This window comes from Clostridium felsineum DSM 794 (genome assembly GCF_002006355.2).
In the GTDB taxonomy this organism is placed as follows: Bacteria; Bacillota; Clostridia; order Clostridiales; family Clostridiaceae; genus Clostridium_S; species Clostridium_S felsineum.
The window spans coordinates 4642255-4667155 of record NZ_CP096980.1 but is presented as its reverse complement, the minus strand read 5'-3'; the positions used below and the strand labels follow the sequence as shown (position 1 = coordinate 4667155).

Sequence of the window (24901 nt, the reverse complement as noted above, 5' to 3'; positions counted from 1 at the left end):
TACCTATAAGTAAGATATGGGAGATAAATTATGTTTAAAAGTTTTAATGTTAAGGTACAAAAACGCGTGCTTATAATTGCGTTTTTAGTTGTACCAGTTTTTTTAATGCTTCTATTTTCATATTATCCTGCAGTAAAATTATTTCAGCAGAGTTTTACAAATTGGGATGGAGTAAGTCCAACATATAAATATATAGGATTTAAAAATTACATTTCAGTGTTTACTGATACTTCATCGCTTAAAGCTTTATTAAATAACGGTGCATATTTAGTAGGGATGTTTATTCAAACAGCAATTGCACTATATCTTGCAATTATACTTAATGCAAAGCTTAAGGCTAGAAATTTCTTTAAATCAATAGTATTTATGCCATATGTTTTAAATGGTGTTGCAGTAGCATTTATGTTTAATTATATTTATGACTATAATAAAGGACCACTTAATGTTCTTTTAAAAAGTATAGGATTAGGCAATTATGTTGTTCACTGGCTTCCTAATTCGTATTTTATTAATATTTCACTTGCAATTATAGGAGTTTGGCAGTATACAGGTTTAAGTATGGTGCTTTTTTTAGGTGCACTTCAATCAATACCAAACGATATATACGAAGCTGCAAGTCTTGATGGTGCTAATTTCTTTCAAACAGTAAGATATATAATAATTCCTAATATAAAAAGGGTTTTAGAACTTGTTTTATTTACAGGAATAAGTGGTTCACTTCAAGCATATTTTCAGCCTTATGTTATTACAAAGGGTGGACCAGCAGGAATGAGTGATACCTTTGTAACAAAGCTTTTAAGTGTTGCATTCCAATTCCAAAATTTCGGCAAAGCTTCAGCTATGAGTGTAGTATTACTTTTATTTGTAGTTGCGTTAATAGGAGTACAAAAACTATTTTTAGGTAGGAAGGAGGAATAATTAAATGAAGAGCTTAAGTAAACACAAAAAACTTATAAGTGGAGGCTATGAGGTTGAAAGTCCTATATTAAGGGCGTTTAACTATGTGCTTTTAATAATAATTACGTTTATAGTATTATGTCCTATTTATGTAGTTTTTACAGCTTCTTTTAAAAGTAATGGGGAGTACATGAAAAGTGGAGCCTTTTCCCTTCCGAAAAGCTTCTTTTACTTTGACAATTATAAAACAGTGTTGAAACAGGGACAATTAGCATTAGCTTATGCAAACACCTTAATACTTATTATAGTATCGGTTATTTTAAGTGTCATGATGGCAGCTATGGTAGCTTATGCACTTGGAAGATTTAAGTTTAAGGGTAGAAAATTTTTAATTGTGTTGTTTTTTATACCAACGCTTATTCCAAGCACGTTAACACAAGTTGCTACATTTACTTTGATTTCTAAATTGCATGTTTTTAATACCTTATGGTCATGTATTTTAATATATATAGGAACTGATATTGTTCAAATATATTTGTTTCTTCAGTTTGTTGAAAAAATACCCTATTCCCTTGATGAAAGTGCTTTAATTGAAGGCGCTTCTTATTTTAGAGTTTTTAGGTCTATAATAATACCACAATTAAAGCCAGCAATGGCAACAGTTATAATTCTTAAGGTTCTTGGTATTTATAATGACATGTTAAATCAAAATTTATATATGCCGAAATCTAGCCTTGTAACTGTAAGTACAGCGCTATTGTCCTTTTCAAATGATAGAAATTCACAGTGGAATGTTATGAGCGCAGGGGTAATTGCAATAATGATTCCAACTATTATATTGTATTTATTTATGCAAAAGTTTATATTTGCAGGAATTACAGAGGGTGCAGTTAAGGATTAATATGATTAGTATTTTAGGAGGAGTTAAATGGGTGAAGTAAAGATAATAGGAGAAAATCTAGAGAATATACCTTGGCAAGATAAACCAAGTGGTTTTAATCATGTTATATGGAGACATAATGAAAATCCAATTATAGATTGGAATCCAACAGATAAACTGTGCAGAGTATTTAATAGTGCTGTAGTTCCATGGAAAGATGGATTTATAGGAGTTTTTAGAGCAGAAGGAAGAAGTGGAAAACCTCAGTTAGTGTTGGGAAAAAGTAAAGATGGAGTTAAGTGGGAATTAGAAGATGAAAGAATACATTGGAAGGATGAAAAGGGTGAGGAATATGAACCTAATTATTCATATGATCCGAGAGTAGTAAAAATTGAAGAAGATTATTATATAATATGGTGCGTTGATTTTGCAGGAGCTGCACTAGGTCTTGGAAAAACTAGAGATTTTAAAGAATTTACAAGATTAGAAAATCCTTTTATTCCTTTCAATAGAAATGGAGTATTATTTCCTAGAAGAGTTAATGGTAATTATTTGATGTTAAGTAGACCAAGTGATAGCGGTCATACTCCATTTGGAGATATTTTTTTAAGTGAGAGTCCTGATATGAAGTATTGGGGAAAGCATAGACGTGTTATGTCAAGTGGAGGAGATAGCAGCTGGTGGCAATCCGTCAAAATCGGAGGGGGAGCAGTACCAATTGAAACTACAGAAGGTTGGTTACTATTTTACCATGGTGTTTCTAGTACTTGCAATGGGTTTGTATACAGTTTTGGAGCAGCAATTTTAGATATTGATAATCCTGCTAGGGTTTTATATAGAACTAGAGATTATATAATAACTCCTGAAAAAGAATATGAAACTAAAGGTTTTGTCCCTAATGTAGCATTTCCATGTGCAGCACTCTGTGACGCAAAAACAGGAAGGATAGCTGTGTATTATGGAGCAGCAGATACATTTCTTGCTTTGGCGTATACAAAGGTTCAGGAATTAATTCCATATATAAAAACTAATTCAGAGCTTATATATGGTGATAATATAGAATATAGATGATAGAAAATATAAGATATGAACGGTTAATTCGTGAATATCTTATATTTTTTCTTTTTATAATAACAGTTGTTTGATAGAATAGAATTATAAAGTTAAGAAGGGTGATAAGGATGCTTCTAGAAATAAAAAATCTGGTTAAAAGGTATGGAGATTTTTTAGCAATTGATAATGTGAATTTAAACATTGAAGAGGGAGAAATATTAGGATTTTTAGGGCCAAATGGAGCAGGAAAAACTACAATCATTAATTGTATAATAGGTCTTAATAAAATAGATTCTGGAAGTATAAAAATTTTTGGAATGGATTTAAAAAAGGATGAAATGGAAATAAAAAAGTCTATAGGTATAGTTACTCAAACTATATCAGTTTATGACGACTTAAATGTGTATGACAATGTAATGTATTTTGGAGGAATTTACGGACTTAAAGGGAGAAAACTTAAAGATAGTGCAAGAGAAGCCCTAAATTTTGTAGGACTTTTAGATAAAGCAAAGAAATTCCCCAAAGAACTTTCAGGCGGAATGCTTAGAAGACTTAATATAGCTTGTGGAATTGTACATAAACCTAAACTTATAATTATGGATGAACCCACGGCTGGAATAGATCCAAAATCTAGAGGAATACTTTTGGATTCTATAAAAGAACTGAATAAAAATGGTGCTACAATAATATACACTTCACATTACATGGAGGAAATAGAAAGGCTCTGCAACAACATAGCGATAATAGATAAAGGAAAAATTATTGCAAAAGGAGACAAAGAAGAACTTAAAAGTTTAGCGGCAAAGGAAGAAAAAATAAAAATAAAAATATCAGCGTTGAATTATACAATAGTAGATGAAATAAAAAAAATTTATGGAGTTAAGGAATGCAGCTTAAATGGAGAATATATAGATGTAGTTTCAGATAAAAATAGTAAAAATATAGCTAAGATAATAGATATTATAGTGAATTCTGGCTTAGATGTTCTAGATGTGATTATTGATAGACCTAATATAGAAACAGTATTTCTAACACTCACAGGGAGAAATTTAGATTAACCTAAGAATAGTTTGGTGGTGATAATTTGAGAGTATTACATATAGCTTACTATACTTTTAGAAAAAAGTTCAAAGCATCTATATTACCAATTGTCATATTTCCTATAATATTAATAGGAATTTTAGGAATATCACTTAAAAGTGAATATATTGGAAGTATGAACTATCATGAAAATATAGAGCTTTTTTCTTATAATAAGAGTGTATATAAAGATATTAATGACTTTATTAAAAATGATATGTTTTTTAAAGATAAAATTAATATGTCAAAGGTGAATTATATTGAAAAAGGTACATATGATCTAAAAAATAGAAAATGTGATGGCTATGTTGTTATAGACAACAATAATAATATAAAATTATATCTGAGGGAAACGGCAGAAGGTACTTTTAACACTTTAATAATAAAAAATTTTGTACATAACGTAACTGAAAAATTAAAGAGTAAGGGGTATAAGGACAATAGTGATTTGGCTATAAAGAAAATTAATGTTGTCACATCATCAATTGATTATTATGCAGTAACTATGCTTGTTATGATAACGTTATATGGAGCTACATATGGTTTTAAAGTGATTCATGAAGATATGAATAAAGAGATAAAAGGAAGAATAGAAAGTTTACCAATTAAACAGAATAATATAGTTTTTGGAAAAATGTTGGGACTTGTAGCAATGCTTATGGTTGATTTAGTAATTGTGTGTCTAGCTTCAAAGTTTATTTATGGAGCAAACCTAGGAAGCAATTATTCAGTAATTATATCTGTAATATTTTTATATTCTTTGCTCGCTATAAGTTTAGGAATGTTTCTTCAATTACTATTTTTAGATATTGAAATATCAAATTATATAATACAAATAGTAACGCCTATATTTACTATATTATCAGGTGGATATATGCGTATAAGTGCTTTGGGAGAAAACTTAACCAAATTAAGTTTTCTATCCCCAAGTTATGCAGCTCAAAATATAATTTTTGGAAGCAGATATGGATTTAATTTAGAAATTAAAAAATATTATATAGAACTTATAGTATTAGATGTTATTTTAGTATTATTAATATCTATTTTGTCAAGGAGGCGGTTAAGCTGAATATTATATTTTATGGAATAAAAAGACTTCTAAATCAAAAAAGAATGTTAATTTTTATTTGTATACTGCCTCTTATATTTTCTGGTGTATTTATAAACATTAGTACATCTAAAATCAAAGTAGGTTTTTTGGATAATGATAACACTAAATTAACTAAGATATTAAAAAATGAATTACGGAATAATTATGATTTAGTTGATATAAGCAGTGGTGATCCTAAATATCAAATTGAAAACAATACAGTTAATAACGTTATTGAAATAGAAAAGGGATTTACAGATAGTATGTTTAAAGGCAAAACTGTAAATTTAAAACTATATGGAGAAGAAAAAAATGATTATTACAAGTTAATAAATAATGAAATCGCATTATTTATTAAAAGTGTAAGAAAAGTTTATGATTCTTCTAATAAAAATAAAGAAGCGTTTTATAAAACAATAGATAAAAATGGTGTAAATAAAATTAATGTAAGTTCTATTGGAATTAATATAAAAGAAAGAAGTAAGATAGGAGTTGTATTTTATTTTTTAATTATGTTTTTACTTTTAAGTTCTTGTATTTTTGCCAAAAGACTTCTAAATGATGATAAAAGAATTTTTGCTGCACCAATAGATATAAAAAGCTATGTCTTTGAAAAACTATTTATTTTAGTTTCGATTAATATTATTCAAGTGATTGTGGTTTTTTTGGAAAGTATTATTTTATTTAAAAGTACAGTATTTAATTACATTGTATCACTTAGTGTGTTATTTCTTGTAGTATCTGTAATGTCTGCTTCTTTTGCAATGTTTGTAAATAAGCTTAGCGATAGAAGTTTTGACGTATATTTTGTTGTTGTACCTATGTGTATGCTGGGAGGCTGTTTTTGGGGTATTGAAAGCATGCCCAAAGAACTTCAATTTGTATCGCAATTTGTACCAACAAGATGGATTGTTGAAGGTATTGACAATATATTATTTTATAATAGTAGTAGGGAACTAGGAATAGACATTCTTATAATTATGTTGTTTACGACGGTATTTATATTAGTTGGTACTATTACTAAAAAAGATATAATAAAGTAAAGAGGTTTATATGAAGAATAAATTTTTAATTACCTTAAAAACTATATTTTTTTTGTATGTATTAATAGAGTTTGGTATTAGTTCTGTTAATGAAAGGTTTATAATAATAATGTTTTTAATTAATGTTATTATGTTTGTCTTAAAGGAAAGATTTTTTAAAGCTAAGTATACTTCATTTGTAGAACTTTTAATTGTTATGGTGTCATGTTATTATAATAATTGTTTTACATTTTTACTGCCAATTGTCATATTTGATTTTGTTTATGATGAATTTTATTTAGGAATGATACCTGCTTTTATTGGTATAATGTATTTTAAAGTATATATTAATTTGAATATTATTGGGTTCTGCATAATAAGTGCAATGATTGCTTATTGTCTTAAAATTATGGAAAAAAAAGAAGAGCAATATAGAAAAATATATGATGATGAAAGAAGATTGATATATGAGCTTGAGGATGCAAAGGTAAAACTTATGAATTCTTCTCTAGAAGTTGCACATATGGCTGAGATAAAGGAAAGAAACAGAATTGCAAGAGATATTCATGATAATGTAGGTCACAGTATAGCTGGAACTTTCATGCAGCTTCAGGTGGCACTTAAACTATATGATAGAGATAGTGAAAAATCAAAGAAAATTTTAAAAGAAAGTATTGATAGAATTTCAGAGTCTTTAACACTTATAAGGAATACAGTACATAATATAGTGCCTAAGGAAGAAGTAGGCATAGATTATATAAAAAATATAATAGATAATTTTAAATTTTGTAGTGTGGATTTTTCTTGTAATGGTAATACAGAATTAATATCTATAACAAATATGCAGGTAATAGCTTTAAATATAAAAGAAGCTCTTACAAATGCATTAAAGTATTCATCAGCTACTAAGGTAATTATAAATATAGATATAAATGATAAATTTATAAGACTTTACATAAAAGATAACGGAATAGGTGCAAGTACAACCATAAAGGAGGGGCTTGGTATAAGCGGAATGCGAGATAGAATAAGAGCAGTAGGGGGAAGCATCTCTACCAGTGGTGAAAATGGTTTTTTAATAGTATGTATAATTCCTATAAATAGTGAAGGAGGAAGAATTTTTGAAGGTACTAATAGTTGATGATGATGCACTTATAAGGGAAAGTCTTAGTATACTTTTGGATTTAGAAGATGACATAGAAATAATAGGCACATGTTCAAACGGTGAAGAAGCATTTCAGTTTTGTAAGAAGAATAGACCAGAGATTGTTCTTATGGATGTTAGAATGCCAGTTATGGATGGTGTGCTCGGAACTAAAATAATTAAAGAAAGCTTTAAAGATATAAAGGTGGTAATATTGACTACTTTTAAGGATGATGAGTATATAAAGGAAGCTATAAAAAATGGAGCTGAGGGTTATATTTTGAAAAACCAGTCCTCTGATAGTATAATTGATAGCCTAAAAGCTGTAACAAAAGGTAATATGGTATTTGAGAAGAATGTAGCAAAGACTATATCTAATTTTATTAAAGAAGATAAGAGTGGCAAAGGTTTTGAAAAGTATAATCTTACAAATAGAGAACTAGAAATACTTAAAAATATAGGTGAAGGATATTCAAATAAAGAAATTTCTGCAAAGCTTTATTTGAGTGAAGGCACTGTTAGAAATTATATTACTAATTTATTAGAAAAGCTTGAGATGAGAGATAGAACTCAGCTTGCAATATTTTATTTGAAGAATGTTTAAAGAGCCCATTTGGTTTCTAGTGTTGCATTAATACAATAAAATACTATTGACATTTAAAAAGGTAGTTATTGGATTATAATAAAATCCGATAACTACCTTTAATATTGGGTTATTATATTTTAAAAAGAAAAAAATACCATTTAGTAGTTGTAATTATCCCATTATCCACATCATTAAATTTTAAATATTTGCAACTGCTTATTAGCCTGTCCTGAAATACTCACAAATATCTTCGTCATAAAATTCCAATAAGTTGCTTCTCACAAATCGTGTTAACAATAGCATGGAGTACTTAGCTTTAGTAACCTTACAGCATAAATATATAAGCATATAAGATATAAGAGCAGAAAATATCTGAATTCTCACTGCATTTTCATTATAACCTATAAATTTCTTTATCCTTAAGTTTTGTTTTATCCACTTAAAAAATAGCTCTATTTCCCACCTATGTTTATATATTTTTATTATATCTTCTGCAGGAAGATCAAAGATATTAGTTACAAAAGTAACAGGTTCTCCTTCATCATCAAAAGTCATTATTTCTCTATAATTTTTAAAAGTTAAATTGCCTCCTAGAGTAGAGCCTAAGATAACTTCAGTATCATAAATATTTTCGCTAAGATTTGATCTTAGCATTCTTTCCTCCATAATGATTGCATTTTTTATTCCTCTTGTAACAAATTGTATTCCTTGTTCTGTTAATTTATCATACCAACGATAATCATAATATCCTCTGTCAAATACATGGATAGCATTCTTGTTCTCAAATAAACCATCAATACATTTTCTATCATTAACTTGCCCTTTAACAATATTTATCTTCTCTGGAAACTCTCCATTAAAAAGAGTACTGATTTTAATAGCTGCTCTTTTATCATCTATCTTTAGATGAGGTGCTAGATTTAAAGCAACTAATATTACAGTAGAATCTATTATTTTTATTGGTGGAATATCTTTGAAAATCCTAACGTCTCCAAATCTTCTCTTAGCTTTATCAACTAAATGATAGAAAATATCTTCAAAAATTCTATAATCACGCGCAGCGTTTTTGCGTGAAAACTGTGAAACACTTGGTACATTGATAAGTTTTTTTAGTTTCTTATTTGCAGATATTTCACCTTCAGCCTCTCTTAAACTCCTGCAGCCTTTTATATTAAGGTAAATCATCGAATTTATGTGAGATCTTGTGTCAAAGTGATGGCTCCTATAATCACCATTATATTTATTTATAGTTTTATTAATAAAACTTCCTCCAATTTCCTCTATTAATTTATGAAAAACTAATTTACTATTAATCTTGAACATAAAAATAGACCTCCTTGTGTTTGGTTTCTCGTCAAAACCATTAAAACACAAATTGGTCTATTTTTTTATCATTAATTTTTTCCAATAATATTTGTCAACAAGTATTATTTACTTTAATGCAACACTAGAACCATTTGGTGCTCTTTTTTTATTTATAAAGCTAAATGTTAAAAATTTATTACATTACATATGACAAATGTCATAATAGGTTATGAGAAAATGCACTATTTATAGTACCTGAAATTTAATATGATAAATACATAGGAAATACAAAAGGTATGGAGGAATTATTTATGATATTAGAAATTAAGAATCTTAAGAAATCATATAAAGACTTTAAAGCAGTGGATAGTTTAAATCTAAAAATAGAAGAGGGAGAAATTTATGGACTTTTAGGTCCAAATGGTGCAGGAAAATCAACAACCATAAATGCTATAACAGGACTTACTAAAATTAATGGTGGAGAAATTAAGATATTTGGAAAAACGTTTAATGGAACTGATACTAAGATAAAAAGAAATATAGGAGTTGTACCACAAGATATAGCTGTGTTTAGTGAATTATCAGCTTACGAGAATGTTGCTTTTTTCGGTAAGCTAAATGGATTAAGAGGAACAGTATTAAAAGACAGAATAAAAGAAGCTCTTGATTTTACTGGACTTTGGGATAGAAAAAAGGATAAACCAGGACAGTATTCAGGTGGTATGCAGAGAAGACTTAACATTGCATGTGCTGTGGTTCATAGACCTAAATTAATAATAATGGATGAACCAACAGTGGGAATAGATCCACAATCAAGAAATCATATTTTAGATTCTGTTAGAAAGCTAAATGAAATGGGATCAACAATAATATATACTTCGCACTATATGGAGGAAGTAGAAACTCTTTGCAGTAAAATAACAATTATGGATCATGGTAAGGAGATAGCAACAGGAACTAAAGAACAATTAAAAGAAATGATAGCTAATGAAGAAAAGGTAGAACTTGAAGTATCAGAACTTACAAAGGATTTAATAGAGGCTATAGAAAATATTCCTAATGTTAAAAGATGTACTAGAAATGAAAATATGTTAGAGGTAATTTCAGAAAAAAATAGTGAAAATATTAGTAATATAACAGCAAAGATAGCTGAGTTCAAAAGTAAAATTATTTCTATCAACGTTGAAAAGCCTAGTCTTGAAGGTGTATTTCTTACACTTACAGGAAGAAAGCTTAGAGATTAGGAGGAGATAATATGAATATTTTTTATATTGCAATTAATACTATAAAATCAAATGTAACAGATAAAAAAACACTTGTAATGATGCTGCTATTTCCTATAGTTTTAATTCTTATTCTTGGAAATGCGCTAAAAAGTGTTGGTAATTTTTCAGTTACTGATTTAGGTAAAACTACAGTATATTATTACAATGCTGATAGCAAAGAGGAGTCAAAAAACTTTGATGAATTTCTAAAAAGTAAAGAGATTAAAAAAATACTAAATGTAAAAAAAGTAAGTTCGTATAATGAAGGTAAAAAGTTTGTTGATAATGGAGAAGGAAATTCACTTTTATATATAGATAATCAGTATTCTACAAATATTGAAAATGATAAAAAGGCTAAAATTCAGATATACGAAAGTAAAAATAATGGGACACGAAATCAAATTATAGAAAGTTTAATAAATAGCTTTAATGATGGAGCAAATACTGTTACAGTTTCCTCTAAAATTGCAAAAATGAGAACAAATTATGTTAATAAAGATAATTTGACTGAAAAGTATTTAAGCGTTAAAGGAAAAGCTCCAAGTGCAATGGATTATTATTCAGTAACTATGCTTTTACTCATATTACTTTATGGTGCAAATTATGGCAGTTCTGAACTTCAGAATTTGTTCTTTGACAGAGTAGGAAAAAGAATAAGAACTACAGCAACCAAAACTTATGAACATTTAATTGGTGTAGTTTTAGGGGTTATGTTTACTTTAATACTTCAAGCATTAGTTCTGGTACTATTTACAAAGTATGTATATGGTGCAAATTGGGGAAGCCATCCTATTTTAGTTTTTGGAATAGTTGCATCATTTGCAATATTTTCAGCAGCTATGGGATTTCTATTTGTAATTGCAACTGGAGAGGATAAAAAAGCATCTATGCTTATAGGTATAGTGTCTCCTATACTCACATTTGTATCAGGAGGATATTTTAAACTTCCAATATCTGATGCAAGTATAGTAAAGTATGTACCTAACAATATTGCACAATCAGGTTTATTTAATATGATTTATAAAGGAACAACAACTACGGCTGAAAGTTCAATAATAATTTTACTTGCGATATCTGTTGTATTTTTAGCTATTGCGTCTATTTTAGGAAGGAGAAGAATGGCATGACAATATTTTTAAATAATATAAAAAGAATATTTAGGAAAAAAGCAAATATAGTAATTATGTTTATATTTCCAATAGCATTCATATCCATAATTTCATCCATTTCTAATGGAGGTTCGGGTTTTTCTATAGGAGTAGTTGATAATGATAACACAAGACTTACTTCTATGATGAAGGATAAAATAAAAGATACAGGCAGTGTGAAGGCTATAAGTAAAAATGACATAAGTGACTATATAATAGACAAAAAAATAGATGTAGCCATTGTAATTCCAAAAGGCTTTACACAAAATACTATAAATAACGTAAAAGGAAATAACGTTGAAGTATATGGAATAAAGGGTACTTCTAACAGTTCATCTATAAATTACTACGTAAATAGTTTTATTAATGCAGCACAAAATATATCTAAAGCAGCTAATGGAGATAAAACTAAATTTTATAATGGGGTTAAGGATTATCAAAAAGGAAATTTTGCAGCAGAAACAAAATATACAAATGGAGAAAAAGAAAAAAAACAGACATCAACAACGTCTATTGGATTTCTGATTGCAAGTATAATATATTTAAGTACAATGATAACAACACTTATTTTGGTTGACAAAAAAGATGGGGTTTACAATAGGATGTTTTCAGCAGGAGTTAAAAGATCAAACTATGTTATACAATCTCTTTTAAGTTTTATCGTAGTAAACCTTATTCAAATTGCAGCAGTATTGGCTATTATGAAATATTTAATAAAAATTGATTTGGGACCTTCACCATTTAAGCTGTATATTGTACTTGCATTATTTGGAATGAGTTGTGTAGCATTAGGAGTTTTAATTTCAAATAGATGTAAAAATTTAAAGCAAGCAAATTCTATGACGGTCTTAATAAGCACACCAATTGCTATGCTTGGAGGATGCTATTGGCCTAAAGAGGTTATGGGAAATACTATGCAGAAGATAGGTGATTTTGTACCAAGTAGTTGGGCTATGACTGCTGTAGGAAAAATAATAGATGGGGGTGATTTGAGTAGCATTTATAAGGAAATGTCAGTAATTTGTGTATTTATAGTAGTTTTTCTTGTAATTGCAATGGTTAAAAAAGTTGATATTGCAAATAAATAAAAAATAAGAGTAAGAAATTTTGAAAGCAAAGTTAGCTGGAAAAGTTTCTTGTTTTTTTATTATAAAATATTATTGTAAAAAGGGTGTTTTTATAATACAATATTAATAAAATGTATTAGTTAATAATAAATATTGATTATATTTGGAGGGGTTGAAATGCTAGAACTAAAAATAGCCTCAAGATTTTTGAAATCCAGCAAAGGGCAGACCATTTTAATTATACTTGGAATTGCAATTGGAGTATCCGTTCAAGTTTTTATAGGGACTCTTATACAGGGGCTACAAAAGAATTTAATAAATACAACTATTGGAAGCTCTTCACAAATAACAGTAACTTCAAATAGTAGTGACGGATTAATTGATGCTTCGAAGGACAAAATTAAAGTCATAGAGAATTCTAATGATAATATTAAGAATGTTTCTCCAAGTGCGGATTTTTCAGGATTTATGGAGTATAATGATAAAAATTATCCTATTTTACTTAGAGGACTTGACTTAAAAAGGGCTGACAAAATTTATAAAATAAAAGATAACTTAAAATCTGGACGTGAGCCTAAAAATGAAAATGAAGTTATAATAGGTACGGATTTAAAAAAGGAGTCAAAATTGAATATTGGAGATGAAATTACAATTTTAACTCCAAAGGGAAAGTCAAAAAAAGTTAAAGTTACAGGAACTTATGATTTAAAGTCTTCAAATATAAATAATAAGTGGATTATTACAACAATGAAAACTGCTCAGGATATTTTTGATAGTAAAGACAAAATTACAGGCATAGAAATGCAGGTAAAGGATGTATTTAGTGCAGATATTATCTCAAAGGATGTAAAAAAATCATTGAAGGAATATGATTTAAAGATATCAAATTGGAAAGAAGCAAATGCATCGTTATTAAGTGGATTAAGTGGCCAAAGTGCTTCTAGTATAATGATTCAGGTTTTTGTACTTGTTTCTGTTATATTAGGTATAACTAGTGTGCTTGCTATAACAGTTATGCAGAAATCAAAACAGCTTGGAATACTTAAAGCAATGGGAATAAAAGATGGAAAAGCAAGAAATATATTCTTATATCAAGGGCTTATTTTGGGGCTTTTTGGAGCTGTAATTGGAGTTGCTTTAGGAATTGGCTTAACATATTCTTTTACTAAATTTGCAGTTAATTCAGATGGTACACCTCTTGTTCCACTATATTTAGATTATAAGTTTATAGGTGCATCTGTATTGATAGCAATAGTGTCAGCTTGTGTAGCATCAGTTGTACCAGCTAGAAAATCTTCTAAATTAGATCCAATTGAGGTGATAAAAAATGGCTAATATTATAGAACTTAAAAATGTGAGTAAAACTTATGGAAGGAGTATAAAAACAACGGTTCTTCATAATGTAAGTTTATCCTTTGAGGAACATTCCTTTAATTCAATAATAGGTGCTTCTGGAAGCGGTAAAAGCACTATATTGAATATTATGGGTACGCTAGATAAGCCTTCAGAAGGAGAAGTATACATCAAAGGAAATAGAATAGATACTATGAAAAAAAATAGTTTAGCAGAGCTTAGAAACAAAACAATAGGTTTCATATTTCAATTCCATTATCTTCTTCCTGAGTTTACGGTACTTGAAAATGTTTTGATGCCATATCGTATTGGAAAAGGAAAACTTAATGACAAAATAATTAAAAGAGCAGAGGAATTACTATATTTAGTTGGTATAGATAAGGTTAAAAATAATATGGCGACTAATTTGTCAGGAGGACAACAGCAAAGAACTGCAATTGCAAGAGCCCTTTTAAATAATCCAGATATTGTGCTTGCAGACGAACCTACAGGAAATTTAGATTCAAAATCAACTGAAAGTGTTTACGAACTTTTAAGAGATATAAATAAAGAGTATAGCACAACTTTTGTAATCATAACTCACGATAACAGAATAGCAGAAAAAACTGATCGGATTATAAATATAACTGATGGAAAAGTAGACGGAGATTTTACGGCTGAAGCCTATAAAAAATCAAATTTTGTAGTATAATTACTGTATAGTAAAGTTTTATAGAGAAATGAATTTAGTATATTCTAAAAAGCTTGAAGTTTAGTAGGGATTCTTCTATTTAGGAGCCCTATTAAACTTTGTTTTCTATAAAAAAGGGGGAATTTTCATGATTGATTTTATAATTTATACTATAATTGGCATTGTAGCAGGAATTTTAAGCGGATTGTTTGGTATAGGTGGAGGAATAGTTATAATTCCGGCGCTAGTAACTTTTGCAGGATTTTCTCAAATAAAAGCACAAGGGACATCACTTATAGCAATGCTTCCGCCAGTTGGTATTCTTGCGTTTATGCAGTATTATAAAAAGGGAAATACAAGTATTTATGCGGGAATAGTTATTTGTGTAGCTATGGTTATAGCAGCTAGATTTGGGGGACAACTTGCCAATGTACTTCCTACCAGTGTATTAAAGAAGGCTTTTGGAGTATTCATTATTATAGTAGGAATAAAAACGGTTTTAGGAAAATAATCTTAATACGAAAAGGTGATAAGGGTTAACTTAAAGTAGACATACTAATTTTATATTTATAAAAGTAAAAAGTTTGTGCAGATGACGTTAAACACCTTTTTTAAGTACATATAAGTTGACTCTTATTTATTTTAATATAATTGTTTTGAATTTTTTAAAGTTCAGTTATGGTAGTTCCAGTTTGACTTAAGTCATAACCTCCTATTCCCATAAGTTCTGATTTAAAGTTTTCAGATTGTAGTATTTCTATTATTGCTTTAATAGGAGGATTATTTAGATCGTCCTTTCTTATAACTAAGTCATATCTTTCTTTTTGAATTGGTATAAAATCAATATTATCTACTTGAAGTCCTGTTTTTTCATTTCCTATTCCTACATCAGCACCATTTCTTGAGATTATACTAGCTATAGCCAAATGAGAGAGGCTTTCTCTTGAATAGCCTTTAATTTTATTTTTATCAATATTTAGAAGACGTAAATGTTCATCAAGAAGTATTCGTGTCCCACATCCTTTTTCTCTATTTACCATAGTAATATCATCCCGTTTAAAATCTTCCCAGCCAATAATATTTTTAGGGTTTCCTTTTGCTACATAAAACCCCATTATCCTAAAGGCTAAATTTATTATTACAGTATGAATTCCAGGAATTAGTCTTCTAACGTAAGGAGTATTGTAATCTCCAGAGTCGCCATCCCATAGATGAGCAGTTGCCACTTGTATTTTTCCAAAATATAAACCAAGAAGCCCGCTGTAACTCCCAACATATGCACGAAGAGCATTAGTACCAGAGGAATGAACTTGAAGATATCTAGACAATATATCTAATAGTATATCTTGACCGCAAATAATAAAGCCACCATCAGGTACTTTTTCATTTAAGTGTAAAAAGGTTTCATTTGTATTTTCTAAAATGGTGGATGAGGATTGATAATTATTAATTTTGGGGTTGCTTTTACATTTATGTTTATACAAATCCACATCTTTTGAATCTATACGAATCTTTTTACCAACTCTGTAACAATTTAAATCTCCTCGTTTTATCAATTCATAAACTGTATTTTTGGATATCCTAAGAAGTTTTGCTACATCTAGAGGAGTTAAAGTTTTATTTTCCAAGAGTATCAACTTCTTTCTAAAATTAATATATCACATCAATAATATAAATAACATTTTAGTACAACATTGTTAAAAATTCAATGCAAATTTAAATGAAAGCTCAATAAATAAAACAATATATTGAAAAAGCGAAAAAAATTAGCTGAAATTAGTTTACATAATAGAAATTTTTTTTTATGTAGAAATTCTTTTTTTTGGTGTTAAAACATTTTAATACAGTATTTTAAGATAAAAATATGAAACAAACATAACAAAACTAAATAATAAATTATAATAAGTGAAATAATTATGCATTCAAAACATGACATAAATAAATTAAAATGGTTAAGCTGTGAACAAGGCATATGAAATACTTAGTTATGAAATCGTTAATACAAACAAGTAATAATTTTAAAATAGTCAAAAATAAACTGATATTTTTAATAAATATTCAAAAAAGTTCATTGACACTTAAAAAAATCTGATATAGTATTTAGATAAATCCAATAAATTAATTATTGTTGGAAATAATTCAAATTAATAACATTGAAGGGTATATAATGCATGAAAATATTGCATTGTATATGAAAGGAGGAGTATACATGAGACAAGTTGCTATTTACGGAAAAGGTGGAATTGGTAAATCAACAACTACTCAAAATTTAACAGCTGGACTTGCAGAAATGGGTAAAAAAATAATGGTAGTAGGGTGTGATCCTAAAGCTGATTCAACAAGACTTCTTTTAGGGGGCCTAGCGCAGAAAACAGTTTTAGATACTTTAAGAGAGGAAGGAGAAGATGTGGATTTATCTACAATATTAAAAACTGGTTTTAAAAATATTAAGTGTGTTGAATCAGGTGGTCCAGAACCAGGTGTGGGTTGTGCAGGTAGAGGTATTATAACATCCATAAATATGCTTGAGCAGTTGGGAGCGTATGAAGATGACATGGATTATGTGTTTTACGATGTTTTAGGTGATGTTGTTTGTGGAGGCTTTGCAATGCCTATTCGTGAAGGTAAGGCAAAAGAAATTTATATTGTTGCTAGTGGTGAGATGATGGCAATGTATGCAGCAAATAATATATCAAAAGGTATAAGTAAATTTGCAAATACTGGAGGAGTAAGATTAGGTGGTATTATATGTAATAGTAGAAAAGTCCAAAATGAGAAGGAGCTTTTAGAAGCATTTGCGAAGGAACTTGGAACTCAACTAATTTATTTTGTGCCACGTAGTCATGATGTTCAAAAAGCAGAAATAAACAAGCAAACTGTTATACAATTTAATCCAGAAGTTGAACAGGCAGATGAATATAGGGCATTAGCTAAAGCCATAGATGAAAATGATATGTTTGTAGTTCCAAAACCAATGGCTCAAGAAAAGCTAGAAGCAATACTTATGGAACACGGCTTAATGGAATAATATTATGGAAGTTATATTAAATTAAAAGCATATCTCTTATGGTTTAAGGTGAAAAGAGATATACCTTTAAATGTCTGAATTTTAAGTCTATTCAAACAAATATATTTTATCATGTAATTAAAATTCATTCAATAGCACTGATAATAAAGTCAATTACAAGACTGAATTTTGAAAGTTAATTTTATGAAAGGATGGGTTTTATGAATAATATACCTGAAAAAGTTTTTGAAAAATATACAGAGAAAACTTTAAAAAATAGAAAACAACACATGGTTATAAAAACCAAAGATAATATAAACCCAGTTATACAGGCAAATGTAAGAACAATACCTGGAATAATAACAAACAGAGGTTGCTGCTATGCAGGTTGTAAGGGTGTTGTAATGGGACCTATAAAGGATATAGTGCATATCACTCATGGGCCAATAGGTTGTTCTTATTATACATGGGGAGTTAGAAGAAATAAAGCAAAAGCAGAAGCTGGTGGTCAGAATTTTATTGAGTATGTTTTCTCAACGGATATGCAAGAAAGAGATATAGTTTTTGGAGGAGAAGGGAAGTTAAGAAAAGCAATAGAAGAGGCAGTTGAAATTTTTCATCCGAAAGCTATAGGAATTTATGCTACATGTCCTGTTGGATTAATTGGTGATGATATAAATGCTATTGCAAAAGAGGCAACTGAAAAATATGGAATACAAGTAATTGCTTTTAACTGTGAGGGCTATAAGGGAGTAAGTCAATCAGCAGGACATCATATAGCAAATAATAATATTCTTGATACGGTTATTGGAACAGGTAATTGGGAGCATAAGAAGTATTCTGTAAATATATTAGGTGAATATAATATAGGCGGAGATGCTTGGGAAATAGAAAGAATACTTGAAAAAATAGGCTATAACGTTGTGGGAAGGCTTAGTGGAGATGGCTCTTATGAAAGAGTTAAGAATGCAGACACAGCAGATTTAAATTTAGTTCAGTGTCATAGATCAATTAACTATATTGCAGAAATGATGCAAACAAAATATGGCATACCTTGGATAAAGACAAATTTTATAGGGGTAACCTCAACTATAGAAACTCTTAGAGATATGGCAAAGGTTTTTGATGATCCATATATTTATAAAAAGACTGAAGAAGTTATAGCAGAGGAGCTTTCTAATATTGAAGGTGAAATGGCTTATTTCAAGGAAAAGTTAGAAGGAAAAACTGCATGTTTATTTGTTGGAGGTTCAAGAGCACATCATTATCAAATGCTTCTTAAAGATTATGGTGTAAAGACTATACTTGCAGGTTATGAATTTGGTCACAGAGATGATTATGAGGGAAGAGAAGTAATACCTACTATTAAGGTTGATGCAGATAGCAAAAATATACCCGAACTTCATGTTAAAAAAGACCCTAAAAAATATCGTATCATTATTCCAGAGGATAGATATGAAGTATTAAAACAAGAAATTCCACTGGAGAATTACGAAGGAATGTTTAAGGATATGGATGAAGGAGCTATAGCAATAGATGATTTAAATCACCATGAAACAGAGGAGTTCATAAAATTGATGAAACCAGATATTTTCTTTTCTGGTGTAAAGGATAAATATGTAATACAAAGAATGGGAGTTCTTTCAAAACAACTACATTCTTATGATTATACAGGTCCTTATGCTGGATTTAAGGGAGCTGTTATATTTGGAAAGGAATTAGTTGCAGGTGCATTTACGCCAGCATGGGGTTATGTGGTGCCGCCTTGGAAAAAAGAGAATATAAGTGAAAAAGTAGTTGGAGGTGAGGAGTAATGTTAGATGAAACGCCTAAAGAGATATATGAAAGAAAGGCATTAAGAATAAATCCTGCAAGAACCTGCCAACCAATAGGTGCCATGTATGCAGCACTTGGAATACATAACTGCTTACCGCACAGTCATGGTTCTCAAGGATGCTGTTCATATCACAGAATGCAATTAACAAGACACTTTAAGGATCCAATTATGGCATCAACAAGTTCTTTTAATGAAGGAGCAAGTGTTTTTGGAGGAAGAGCTAATTTCAACACAGCTATTAAAAATATATTTTCTATATATAATCCTGATATTGTAGCAGTACACACCACATGTCTTTCAGAAACACTTGGAGATGACTTAGTAAGTTATATTGCTGATTCAGAAGTGCCTGAGGGAAAAATTGTAATTCATGCTAATACTCCAAGTTACGTAGGTTCACATATAACTGGATTTTCTAGTATGGTTAAAGCAATGGTAAAATACCTTTCGGAAAATACAAATATGAAAAACGGAAAGATAAATATTCTTCCTGGATTTGTTGGACCTGCTGATATGAGGGAGCTTAAAAAGATATTCAAGCTTATGAAAATACCATTTATAATGCTGCCAGACACTAGCGGAGTAGTAGATTCTCCAATGACAGATGAGTATAAAATGTATCCAAAGGGTGGAACAACTATTGAGGAATTAAAAGATGCTGGAAATTCAAATTATACATTAGCACTTGGAAGCCTTGCATCAGAAGCACCAGCTATAGAGTTAGAAAAGAAATGTAAAGTGCCCTTTAGTGTTTTGAATACTCCAATAGGAATAGATGCTACCGATAGATTCATAATGGAACTATCTAAAATAACGGGTAAAGAAGTACCTTATGAAATAGAAGAAGAAAGAGGGCAGCTTGTAGATTTTATGCTAGATAGTTATCAGTATTTTCATGGCAAAAAAGTTGCTATAGCTGGAGATCCTGATACAGTAATAGCATTAACTGAATTTGTTATTTCACTTGGAATGAATCCTAAGTATGTTATAACAGGCACACAGGGAGAAAAATTTGAAAAAACAATAAATAAAATGCTAGAGAAAAATGGAATTGAGGGTTCTAAGGTAAAAAGTTATTCTGATCTGTTTGAACTCCATCAATGGATTAAAAATGAATCAGTTGATTTAGTTATAGGTAATTCTCACATGAAATTTATAGCTAGAGCAGAAGATATTCCGTTAGTTAGATTTGGATTCCCTATAATGGATCGATATGGACATTCTTATATTTCCAAGGTTGGCTATAAGGGAGCTATGAATTTAATGACAAGTATGTGTGATGCAATACTTGAAAGAATGGACAGAGATAGCTTGGATGAAGATTATGAATTAGTAAGATAGTAGTTTCTTTAATGCTTTATTTATATAAGGGAATCTAAGGCGAATATTAACTTTAGATTCCCGTAATTAAATTTTGAAGTTGGAGGTGAAAGGTCTATGGAAAATAAAGAAAAATATTATTACAAGGATCAAGTTGGTATTAATGGGAAGCTTAAAAATAGCTTGAATTTACAGGAAATAATAGAAGATAGAAAAGGTTTTGTTTGCTATAATTCTGGAGGTAGTTCAGGAACCTTACGATGTGATGAAAATAGTGTTTCTGGTGCTGTAAGCCAAAGGGCATGTGTTTATTGTGGTGCGAGAGTTGTCTTAAATCCAATAACTGATGCTTTTCATCTTATTCACGGTCCTATCGGGTGTGCTAGTTATACTTGGGATTTAAGGGGAAGCTTATCAAGTTCATCTGAGCTTTTTAGAAATAGTTTTTCTACTGATTTAAGTGAAACAGATGTTATATTTGGAGGGGAGAAGAAGTTAAGAGCAGCGCTTGATGAGATATACGATAAGTTTCAACCTAAAGTTGTTTTTATATATGCTACTTGTATTGTAGGAGTAATAGGTGATGACGTGGATGCTGTTTGTTGTGATGCAGAGAAGAAATATCCTAATATGAGAGTTATACCTGTTAAGTCACCAGGTTTTTCGGGAAATAAAGCAACGGGGTATAGAGCAGCCTGTGATGCTATTTTAAAACTTATAGGCAATAAAAAAAGTGATAAGAAAGTAAAGGGATTAAATTATCTTGGAGATTTTAATTTAGCAGGTGAGGCTTGGGTTATTCAAAGCTATTTAAAAGAAATAGGGATACCAGTAATTGCCAAGATAACAGGAGATAGTAAGTGTGAAGAGCTTCTAAAAGCGCCAGAAGCAAGTCTTAATATTGTACAATGTGCAGGCTCTATGGAGTATTTAGCAAAGAAAATGCAAGAGCTTTATGGAATTCCTTATATAAGAATTAGTTTTTTAGGTATAGAAGATACTGAAAATTCACTTTTACAGATAGCTCATATTTTGGGAGATGAAGTTGTATTAGAAAAAGCAGAGAGATTTATTGAAAAAGAAAAAAGAAAAGTAGAGGACAAAATTAATTTGTATAAGAAAAGGCTTAAGGGTAAAAAAGCAGCAATATATGTTGGAGGTGGCTACAAAGCTATATCTCTTATAAAGCAGTTTAAAAGCTTAGGGATTGAAACTGTTATGGTTGGTACTCAAACAGGTAAACCGAGAGATTACGAAATAATTAAGCAAATAACTAGGCCTGGTACAGTAATACTTGATGATGCAAATCCATCAGAGCTTGAGAAATTTATGCTAGAAAAGGGAGCAGATATATTGGTTGGAGGAGTAAAAGAAAGGCCTCTTGCATATAAGCTAGGAGTTGCATTTTGTGATCATAACCATGAAAGAAAGCAAATATTATCAGGTTTTGTTGGAGCTCTTAATTTTGCACAGGAAATAGATTTAACCGCTAATAGTCCGGTTTGGAATTATGTTTAGAAAGAAGGGGAGGATATTATGGCAAATAAAAATTTAGTTAATGTGGATATAAATCCGTGTAAGATGTGTATGCCAATGGGTGGTGTTATGGCATTTAAAGGAATAGAGAATAGTATGGTTATTTTACATGGTTCTCAAGGTTGCAGTACATATATAAGAAGGCACATGGCAACCCACTATAATGAGCCTGTTGATATAGCTTCCTCTGCCCTTACAGAAAAAGGAACAGTATATGGAGGAACTGAAAATCTTAAGAAGGGTTTAAAGAATATGATTAAGCTTTATAATCCATCAACAATAGGTGTTATGACTACCTGTCTTGCGGAAACAATAGGAGAGGATATAAACCGAATAGTAGGAGAATTTTTTGAAGAAGAAAAAGAATATTCTGAAAAAACAAACATAATAACAGTACCAACACCGGGTTACGGAGGTACAGAAGCAGAAGGATATTATGTTGCTTTAAGAAAAATTGTTGAACAAGTTTGTGAGCTGTCAGATAGAAATAACAGTATAAATATAATATGTGCAAACTTAAATCCAGGTGATGTGAGAAATATAAAAGGTATATTAAATAAATTCAATATAAAATATACAATGCTTCCAGATGTGTCTAATACTTTAGATTCACCTCATAATGAGAAATATAGAAGAATACCTATTGGGGGAACTAAGATAGAAGATATAAAAAGAATGTCCGGTGCAGTTGCAACAATTGAAATGGGAGCTACAGTAGAAGATGAAAAATCACCAGGTGTTTTTTTAAAAGAAAAATTTTCAGTTCCACTTTATAAATGTGAAATACCTATAGGAATTAGAAATACAACAAAGTTTATTTCTTTAATATCTAAATTAAGTACAACAAAAATTCCTGAAGAGCTTTTAGTTGAGAGAGGAAGATATTTGGATGGAATGATAGATAATCATAAATATACAGGTAAAGCAAGAGTGATAATATATGGTGAACCCGAACTTACACTTGCTATAGCAAAAACATGTCTTGAAAATGGAACTCAGATAAAGTTAATAGCTACGGGAGCAAGGAATAAGCTATTAGAAGCTGAGCTTAGTGAGGAAATAAAAAAGCAAAAGGAAGAAGCGCTTATTTTAGATGATACAGATTTTGATACTATAGAAAAGTACGCTAAGGAGTTTGATGTTAATTTATTTATAGGTAATTCAGATGGAAGAAGAATGGCAAGTAAATTAGGAATAGAAATATTAAGAGTTGGATTTCCTGTTCATGATAGAGTTGGAGCTCAAAGGCAAGTGATAACAGGATATAACGGGTCAGCGTTTTTAATAGATAGTATTTCAAATGAGATGCTAAAAATAATAGAAAACAAATTTAGAAAAGAAGCTTTTAATAATTATTACTTAAAATCAGTTAAAAATACAAAGTATATATATAATCAAAATAAGACTTGTAAACATCCATGTTTTGGCGATGATGCACATAGGTTTGCAAGAATGCATATACCAGTAGCACCAAAATGTAATATAACCTGCAATTATTGCAGTAGAAAATATGACTGTGTAAATGAAAGTAGACCTGGGGTTACTAGTGAAGTTTTAAACCCAATGGAGGCGCTAGAAAAATTTAAAGTAGTAAAAAGTAAGATGTCCAACTTAACTGTTGTTGGTATAGCAGGACCAGGAGATGCCCTTGCTAATTTTGATAAAGTTAAAGAAACCTTCAAAGCTATTAGAAATTATGATCCTGAAGTAACATTTTGTCTATCTACCAATGGACTTATGCTTCCGTTTTATGCAAATGAAATAATTGATTTAGGTGTATCGCATGTAACAGTTACAATGAATGCTGTGGATAAGAAAATAGGAGCAAAAATATATAAAGAAGTTAATTATCTTGGAAAGAAGTATAACGGAGAAGAAGGAGCAGAAATACTTTTAAATAATCAGCTTACAGGAATAAAGTATCTGTGCGCTAAAGGGGTAGTATGTAAGGTTAATATAGTTATGCTTAAAGGAATAAATGATAACCACATAAATGATGTTGTAAAAAAAGTCAAAGGATGTGGAGTTTATATGACAAATATAATGAGGATGATTCCTGTAGAAGGAAGTGCTTTTGAAAAGCTACCAACCGTTACCAATAAAGAATTAAATAAAATGAGAAAAGATTGTGAAATAGATATGAAGCAGATGTATCACTGTAGACAATGTAGAGCGGATGCAATAGGAACTTTAGCAGAAGATCATTCTATTGATTTCAGAAACATAGGTTGTGGCTCTTGTCATAGTATAACTTGTGATAGCAGCACTCAAGCTAGTAGCGAAAATATATATAAGTTTGCAGTTTCATCAAGAACAGGAATTAATGTAGATCAACATTTCGGACATGCTTCTGAGTTTTACATTTATACATATAGTGAGGGCAAGGTAAGATTCTTAGAGAAAAGAAATGTAGATAAGTATTGTAGTGGAGTAGAAGAATGTGATTCTACAGAAGATAAAATATCTAAGATAATTAAAACGGTAAGAGACTGCTCAGCGGTGCTAGTTCTTAGAGCGGGGATTGAACCTAAAAGGCAACTCAAAGAAAAAGGAATTGAGATAATAGAAATGTACGAAACAATAAATAAGGGTGTTAAGCTAGCAGCAGAAAAAATTTTAAGTTCTAGTGTTAATTCTTAAA

The 24901-nt window shown here is 29.8% G+C and carries 21 protein-coding genes; 19 read left to right on the top strand and 2 right to left on the bottom strand.

Annotation, left to right across the window (positions count from 1 at the left end; all coding sequences use genetic code 11):
• Positions 1–30 precede the first annotated feature (30 nt).
• The 8 genes from CLFE_RS21605 to CLFE_RS21570 all read left to right on the top strand — a co-directional run bounded on the left by CLFE_RS21605 (position 31) and on the right by CLFE_RS21570 (position 7770).
• Positions 31–918, top strand: coding sequence for a carbohydrate ABC transporter permease (locus tag CLFE_RS21605; RefSeq protein ID WP_077895456.1), 888 nt, complete (start codon positions 31–33; stop codon positions 916–918).
• A gap of 4 nt (positions 919–922) precedes the next feature.
• Entirely contained in the window at positions 923–1798 is an 876-nt protein-coding gene (locus CLFE_RS21600) for a carbohydrate ABC transporter permease (protein WP_077895455.1), read from the top strand.
• A 27-nt stretch (positions 1799–1825) separates the two neighbouring features.
• Entirely contained in the window at positions 1826–2848 is a 1023-nt protein-coding gene (locus tag CLFE_RS21595) for a glycoside hydrolase family 130 protein (protein WP_077895454.1), read from the top strand.
• 110 nt (positions 2849–2958) lie between these two features.
• Complete coding sequence (locus CLFE_RS21590) at positions 2959–3888, top strand: ABC transporter ATP-binding protein (protein WP_077851617.1); 930 nt, start codon at positions 2959–2961, stop codon at positions 3886–3888.
• A 26-nt stretch (positions 3889–3914) separates the two neighbouring features.
• Positions 3915–4979, top strand: a complete 1065-nt coding sequence (locus tag CLFE_RS21585) for an ABC transporter permease (protein WP_077895453.1) — start codon at positions 3915–3917, stop codon at positions 4977–4979.
• Positions 4980–5023: 44 nt separating this feature from the next.
• Positions 5024–6043: an ABC transporter permease gene (locus tag CLFE_RS21580; RefSeq protein WP_242951731.1), complete on the top strand. Its 1020-nt coding sequence runs from the start codon at positions 5024–5026 to the stop codon at positions 6041–6043.
• Positions 6044–6053: 10 nt separating this feature from the next.
• Entirely contained in the window at positions 6054–7163 is a 1110-nt protein-coding gene (locus CLFE_RS21575) for a sensor histidine kinase (protein ID WP_077895451.1), read from the top strand.
• Entirely contained in the window at positions 7144–7770 is a 627-nt protein-coding gene (locus CLFE_RS21570; protein ID WP_077895450.1) for a response regulator transcription factor, read from the top strand. Before CLFE_RS21575 ends, CLFE_RS21570 begins: the two co-directional genes overlap by 20 nt.
• Before the next feature lie 201 nt (positions 7771–7971).
• On the opposite strand, the gene CLFE_RS21565 is transcribed toward CLFE_RS21570, so the two are convergent.
• A complete protein-coding gene (locus CLFE_RS21565) occupies positions 7972–9075 on the bottom strand; it encodes an IS4 family transposase (RefSeq protein WP_250944681.1) in 1104 nt (367 codons plus the stop codon).
• A gap of 293 nt (positions 9076–9368) precedes the next feature.
• Between CLFE_RS21565 and CLFE_RS21560 the strand changes: the two genes are divergently transcribed.
• The 6 genes from CLFE_RS21560 (at position 9369) to CLFE_RS21535 (ending at position 15071) form a co-directional block, all read left to right on the top strand.
• Positions 9369–10301 carry an ABC transporter ATP-binding protein gene (locus CLFE_RS21560; RefSeq protein ID WP_077895466.1) on the top strand — a complete coding sequence of 311 codons (933 nt, stop codon included), beginning with the start codon at positions 9369–9371 and terminating at the stop codon, positions 10299–10301.
• A gap of 11 nt (positions 10302–10312) precedes the next feature.
• On the top strand, positions 10313–11449 hold the full coding sequence (locus tag CLFE_RS21555; RefSeq protein ID WP_077895467.1) for an ABC transporter permease: 1137 nt from the start codon (positions 10313–10315) through the stop codon (positions 11447–11449).
• Positions 11446–12558 (top strand): ABC transporter permease, encoded by a 1113-nt coding sequence (locus CLFE_RS21550; RefSeq protein WP_077895468.1) that lies wholly within the window; start codon positions 11446–11448, stop codon positions 12556–12558. Before CLFE_RS21555 ends, CLFE_RS21550 begins: the two co-directional genes overlap by 4 nt.
• 156 nt (positions 12559–12714) lie before the next feature.
• A complete protein-coding gene (locus CLFE_RS21545; RefSeq protein ID WP_077835602.1) occupies positions 12715–13872 on the top strand; it encodes an ABC transporter permease in 1158 nt (385 codons plus the stop codon).
• On the top strand, positions 13865–14581 hold the full coding sequence (locus CLFE_RS21540) for an ABC transporter ATP-binding protein (protein ID WP_077853349.1): 717 nt from the start codon (positions 13865–13867) through the stop codon (positions 14579–14581). The genes CLFE_RS21545 and CLFE_RS21540 overlap by 8 nt, the downstream gene beginning before the upstream one ends.
• A gap of 127 nt (positions 14582–14708) precedes the next feature.
• Entirely contained in the window at positions 14709–15071 is a 363-nt protein-coding gene (locus tag CLFE_RS21535) for a TSUP family transporter (RefSeq protein ID WP_077835600.1), read from the top strand.
• A gap of 154 nt (positions 15072–15225) precedes the next feature.
• Here the strand turns inward: CLFE_RS21535 and CLFE_RS21530 are convergent, their stop codons facing one another.
• A complete protein-coding gene (locus CLFE_RS21530) occupies positions 15226–16188 on the bottom strand; it encodes a helix-turn-helix transcriptional regulator (protein ID WP_077853350.1) in 963 nt (320 codons plus the stop codon).
• Positions 16189–16769: 581 nt separating this feature from the next.
• Here CLFE_RS21530 and nifH point away from each other — a divergent pair.
• From nifH to nifB, 5 genes are all read left to right on the top strand, one after another.
• Positions 16770–17588: a nitrogenase iron protein gene (gene nifH, locus CLFE_RS21525; protein WP_077835598.1), complete on the top strand. Its 819-nt coding sequence runs from the start codon at positions 16770–16772 to the stop codon at positions 17586–17588.
• Positions 17589–17788: 200 nt separating this feature from the next.
• Entirely contained in the window at positions 17789–19381 is a 1593-nt protein-coding gene (gene nifD, locus CLFE_RS21520; RefSeq protein ID WP_077895469.1) for a nitrogenase molybdenum-iron protein alpha chain, read from the top strand.
• Positions 19381–20745, top strand: a complete 1365-nt coding sequence (gene nifK / locus CLFE_RS21515; protein WP_077895470.1) for a nitrogenase molybdenum-iron protein subunit beta — start codon at positions 19381–19383, stop codon at positions 20743–20745. The genes nifD and nifK overlap by 1 nt, the downstream gene beginning before the upstream one ends.
• 96 nt (positions 20746–20841) lie before the next feature.
• Entirely contained in the window at positions 20842–22242 is a 1401-nt protein-coding gene (nifE, locus tag CLFE_RS21510; protein WP_077895471.1) for a nitrogenase iron-molybdenum cofactor biosynthesis protein NifE, read from the top strand.
• Between the two features lie 18 nt (positions 22243–22260).
• On the top strand, positions 22261–24900 hold the full coding sequence (gene nifB, locus CLFE_RS21505) for a nitrogenase cofactor biosynthesis protein NifB (protein WP_077895472.1): 2640 nt from the start codon (positions 22261–22263) through the stop codon (positions 24898–24900).
• The last annotated feature ends 1 nt before the right edge of the window (position 24901 follow it).

Bases quoted from the DNA above. Each gene is read 5' to 3' on its own strand.
- CLFE_RS21560 (WP_077895466.1), top strand. From the start codon at position 9,369: ATGATATTAGAAATTAAGAATCTTAAGAAATCATATAAAGACTTTAAA.
- CLFE_RS21535 (WP_077835600.1), top strand. From the start codon at position 14,709: ATGATTGATTTTATAATTTATACTATAATTGGCATTGTAGCAGGAATT.
- nifE (WP_077895471.1), top strand. From the start codon at position 20,842: ATGGAAAATAAAGAAAAATATTATTACAAGGATCAAGTTGGTATTAAT.
- nifK (WP_077895470.1), top strand. From the start codon at position 19,381: ATGTTAGATGAAACGCCTAAAGAGATATATGAAAGAAAGGCATTAAGA.
- CLFE_RS21605 (WP_077895456.1), top strand. From the start codon at position 31: ATGTTTAAAAGTTTTAATGTTAAGGTACAAAAACGCGTGCTTATAATT.
- nifB (WP_077895472.1), top strand. From the start codon at position 22,261: ATGGCAAATAAAAATTTAGTTAATGTGGATATAAATCCGTGTAAGATG.
- CLFE_RS21545 (WP_077835602.1), top strand. From the start codon at position 12,715: ATGCTAGAACTAAAAATAGCCTCAAGATTTTTGAAATCCAGCAAAGGG.
- CLFE_RS21600 (WP_077895455.1), top strand. From the start codon at position 923: ATGAAGAGCTTAAGTAAACACAAAAAACTTATAAGTGGAGGCTATGAG.
- CLFE_RS21550 (WP_077895468.1), top strand. From the start codon at position 11,446: ATGACAATATTTTTAAATAATATAAAAAGAATATTTAGGAAAAAAGCA.
- CLFE_RS21540 (WP_077853349.1), top strand. From the start codon at position 13,865: ATGGCTAATATTATAGAACTTAAAAATGTGAGTAAAACTTATGGAAGG.
- CLFE_RS21595 (WP_077895454.1), top strand. From the start codon at position 1,826: ATGGGTGAAGTAAAGATAATAGGAGAAAATCTAGAGAATATACCTTGG.
- CLFE_RS21590 (WP_077851617.1), top strand. From the start codon at position 2,959: ATGCTTCTAGAAATAAAAAATCTGGTTAAAAGGTATGGAGATTTTTTA.
- nifH (WP_077835598.1), top strand. From the start codon at position 16,770: ATGAGACAAGTTGCTATTTACGGAAAAGGTGGAATTGGTAAATCAACA.
- CLFE_RS21555 (WP_077895467.1), top strand. From the start codon at position 10,313: ATGAATATTTTTTATATTGCAATTAATACTATAAAATCAAATGTAACA.
- CLFE_RS21565 (WP_250944681.1), bottom strand. From the start codon at position 9,075: ATGTTCAAGATTAATAGTAAATTAGTTTTTCATAAATTAATAGAGGAA.
- nifD (WP_077895469.1), top strand. From the start codon at position 17,789: ATGAATAATATACCTGAAAAAGTTTTTGAAAAATATACAGAGAAAACT.
- CLFE_RS21580 (WP_242951731.1), top strand. From the start codon at position 5,024: ATGTTAATTTTTATTTGTATACTGCCTCTTATATTTTCTGGTGTATTT.
- CLFE_RS21575 (WP_077895451.1), top strand. From the start codon at position 6,054: ATGAAGAATAAATTTTTAATTACCTTAAAAACTATATTTTTTTTGTAT.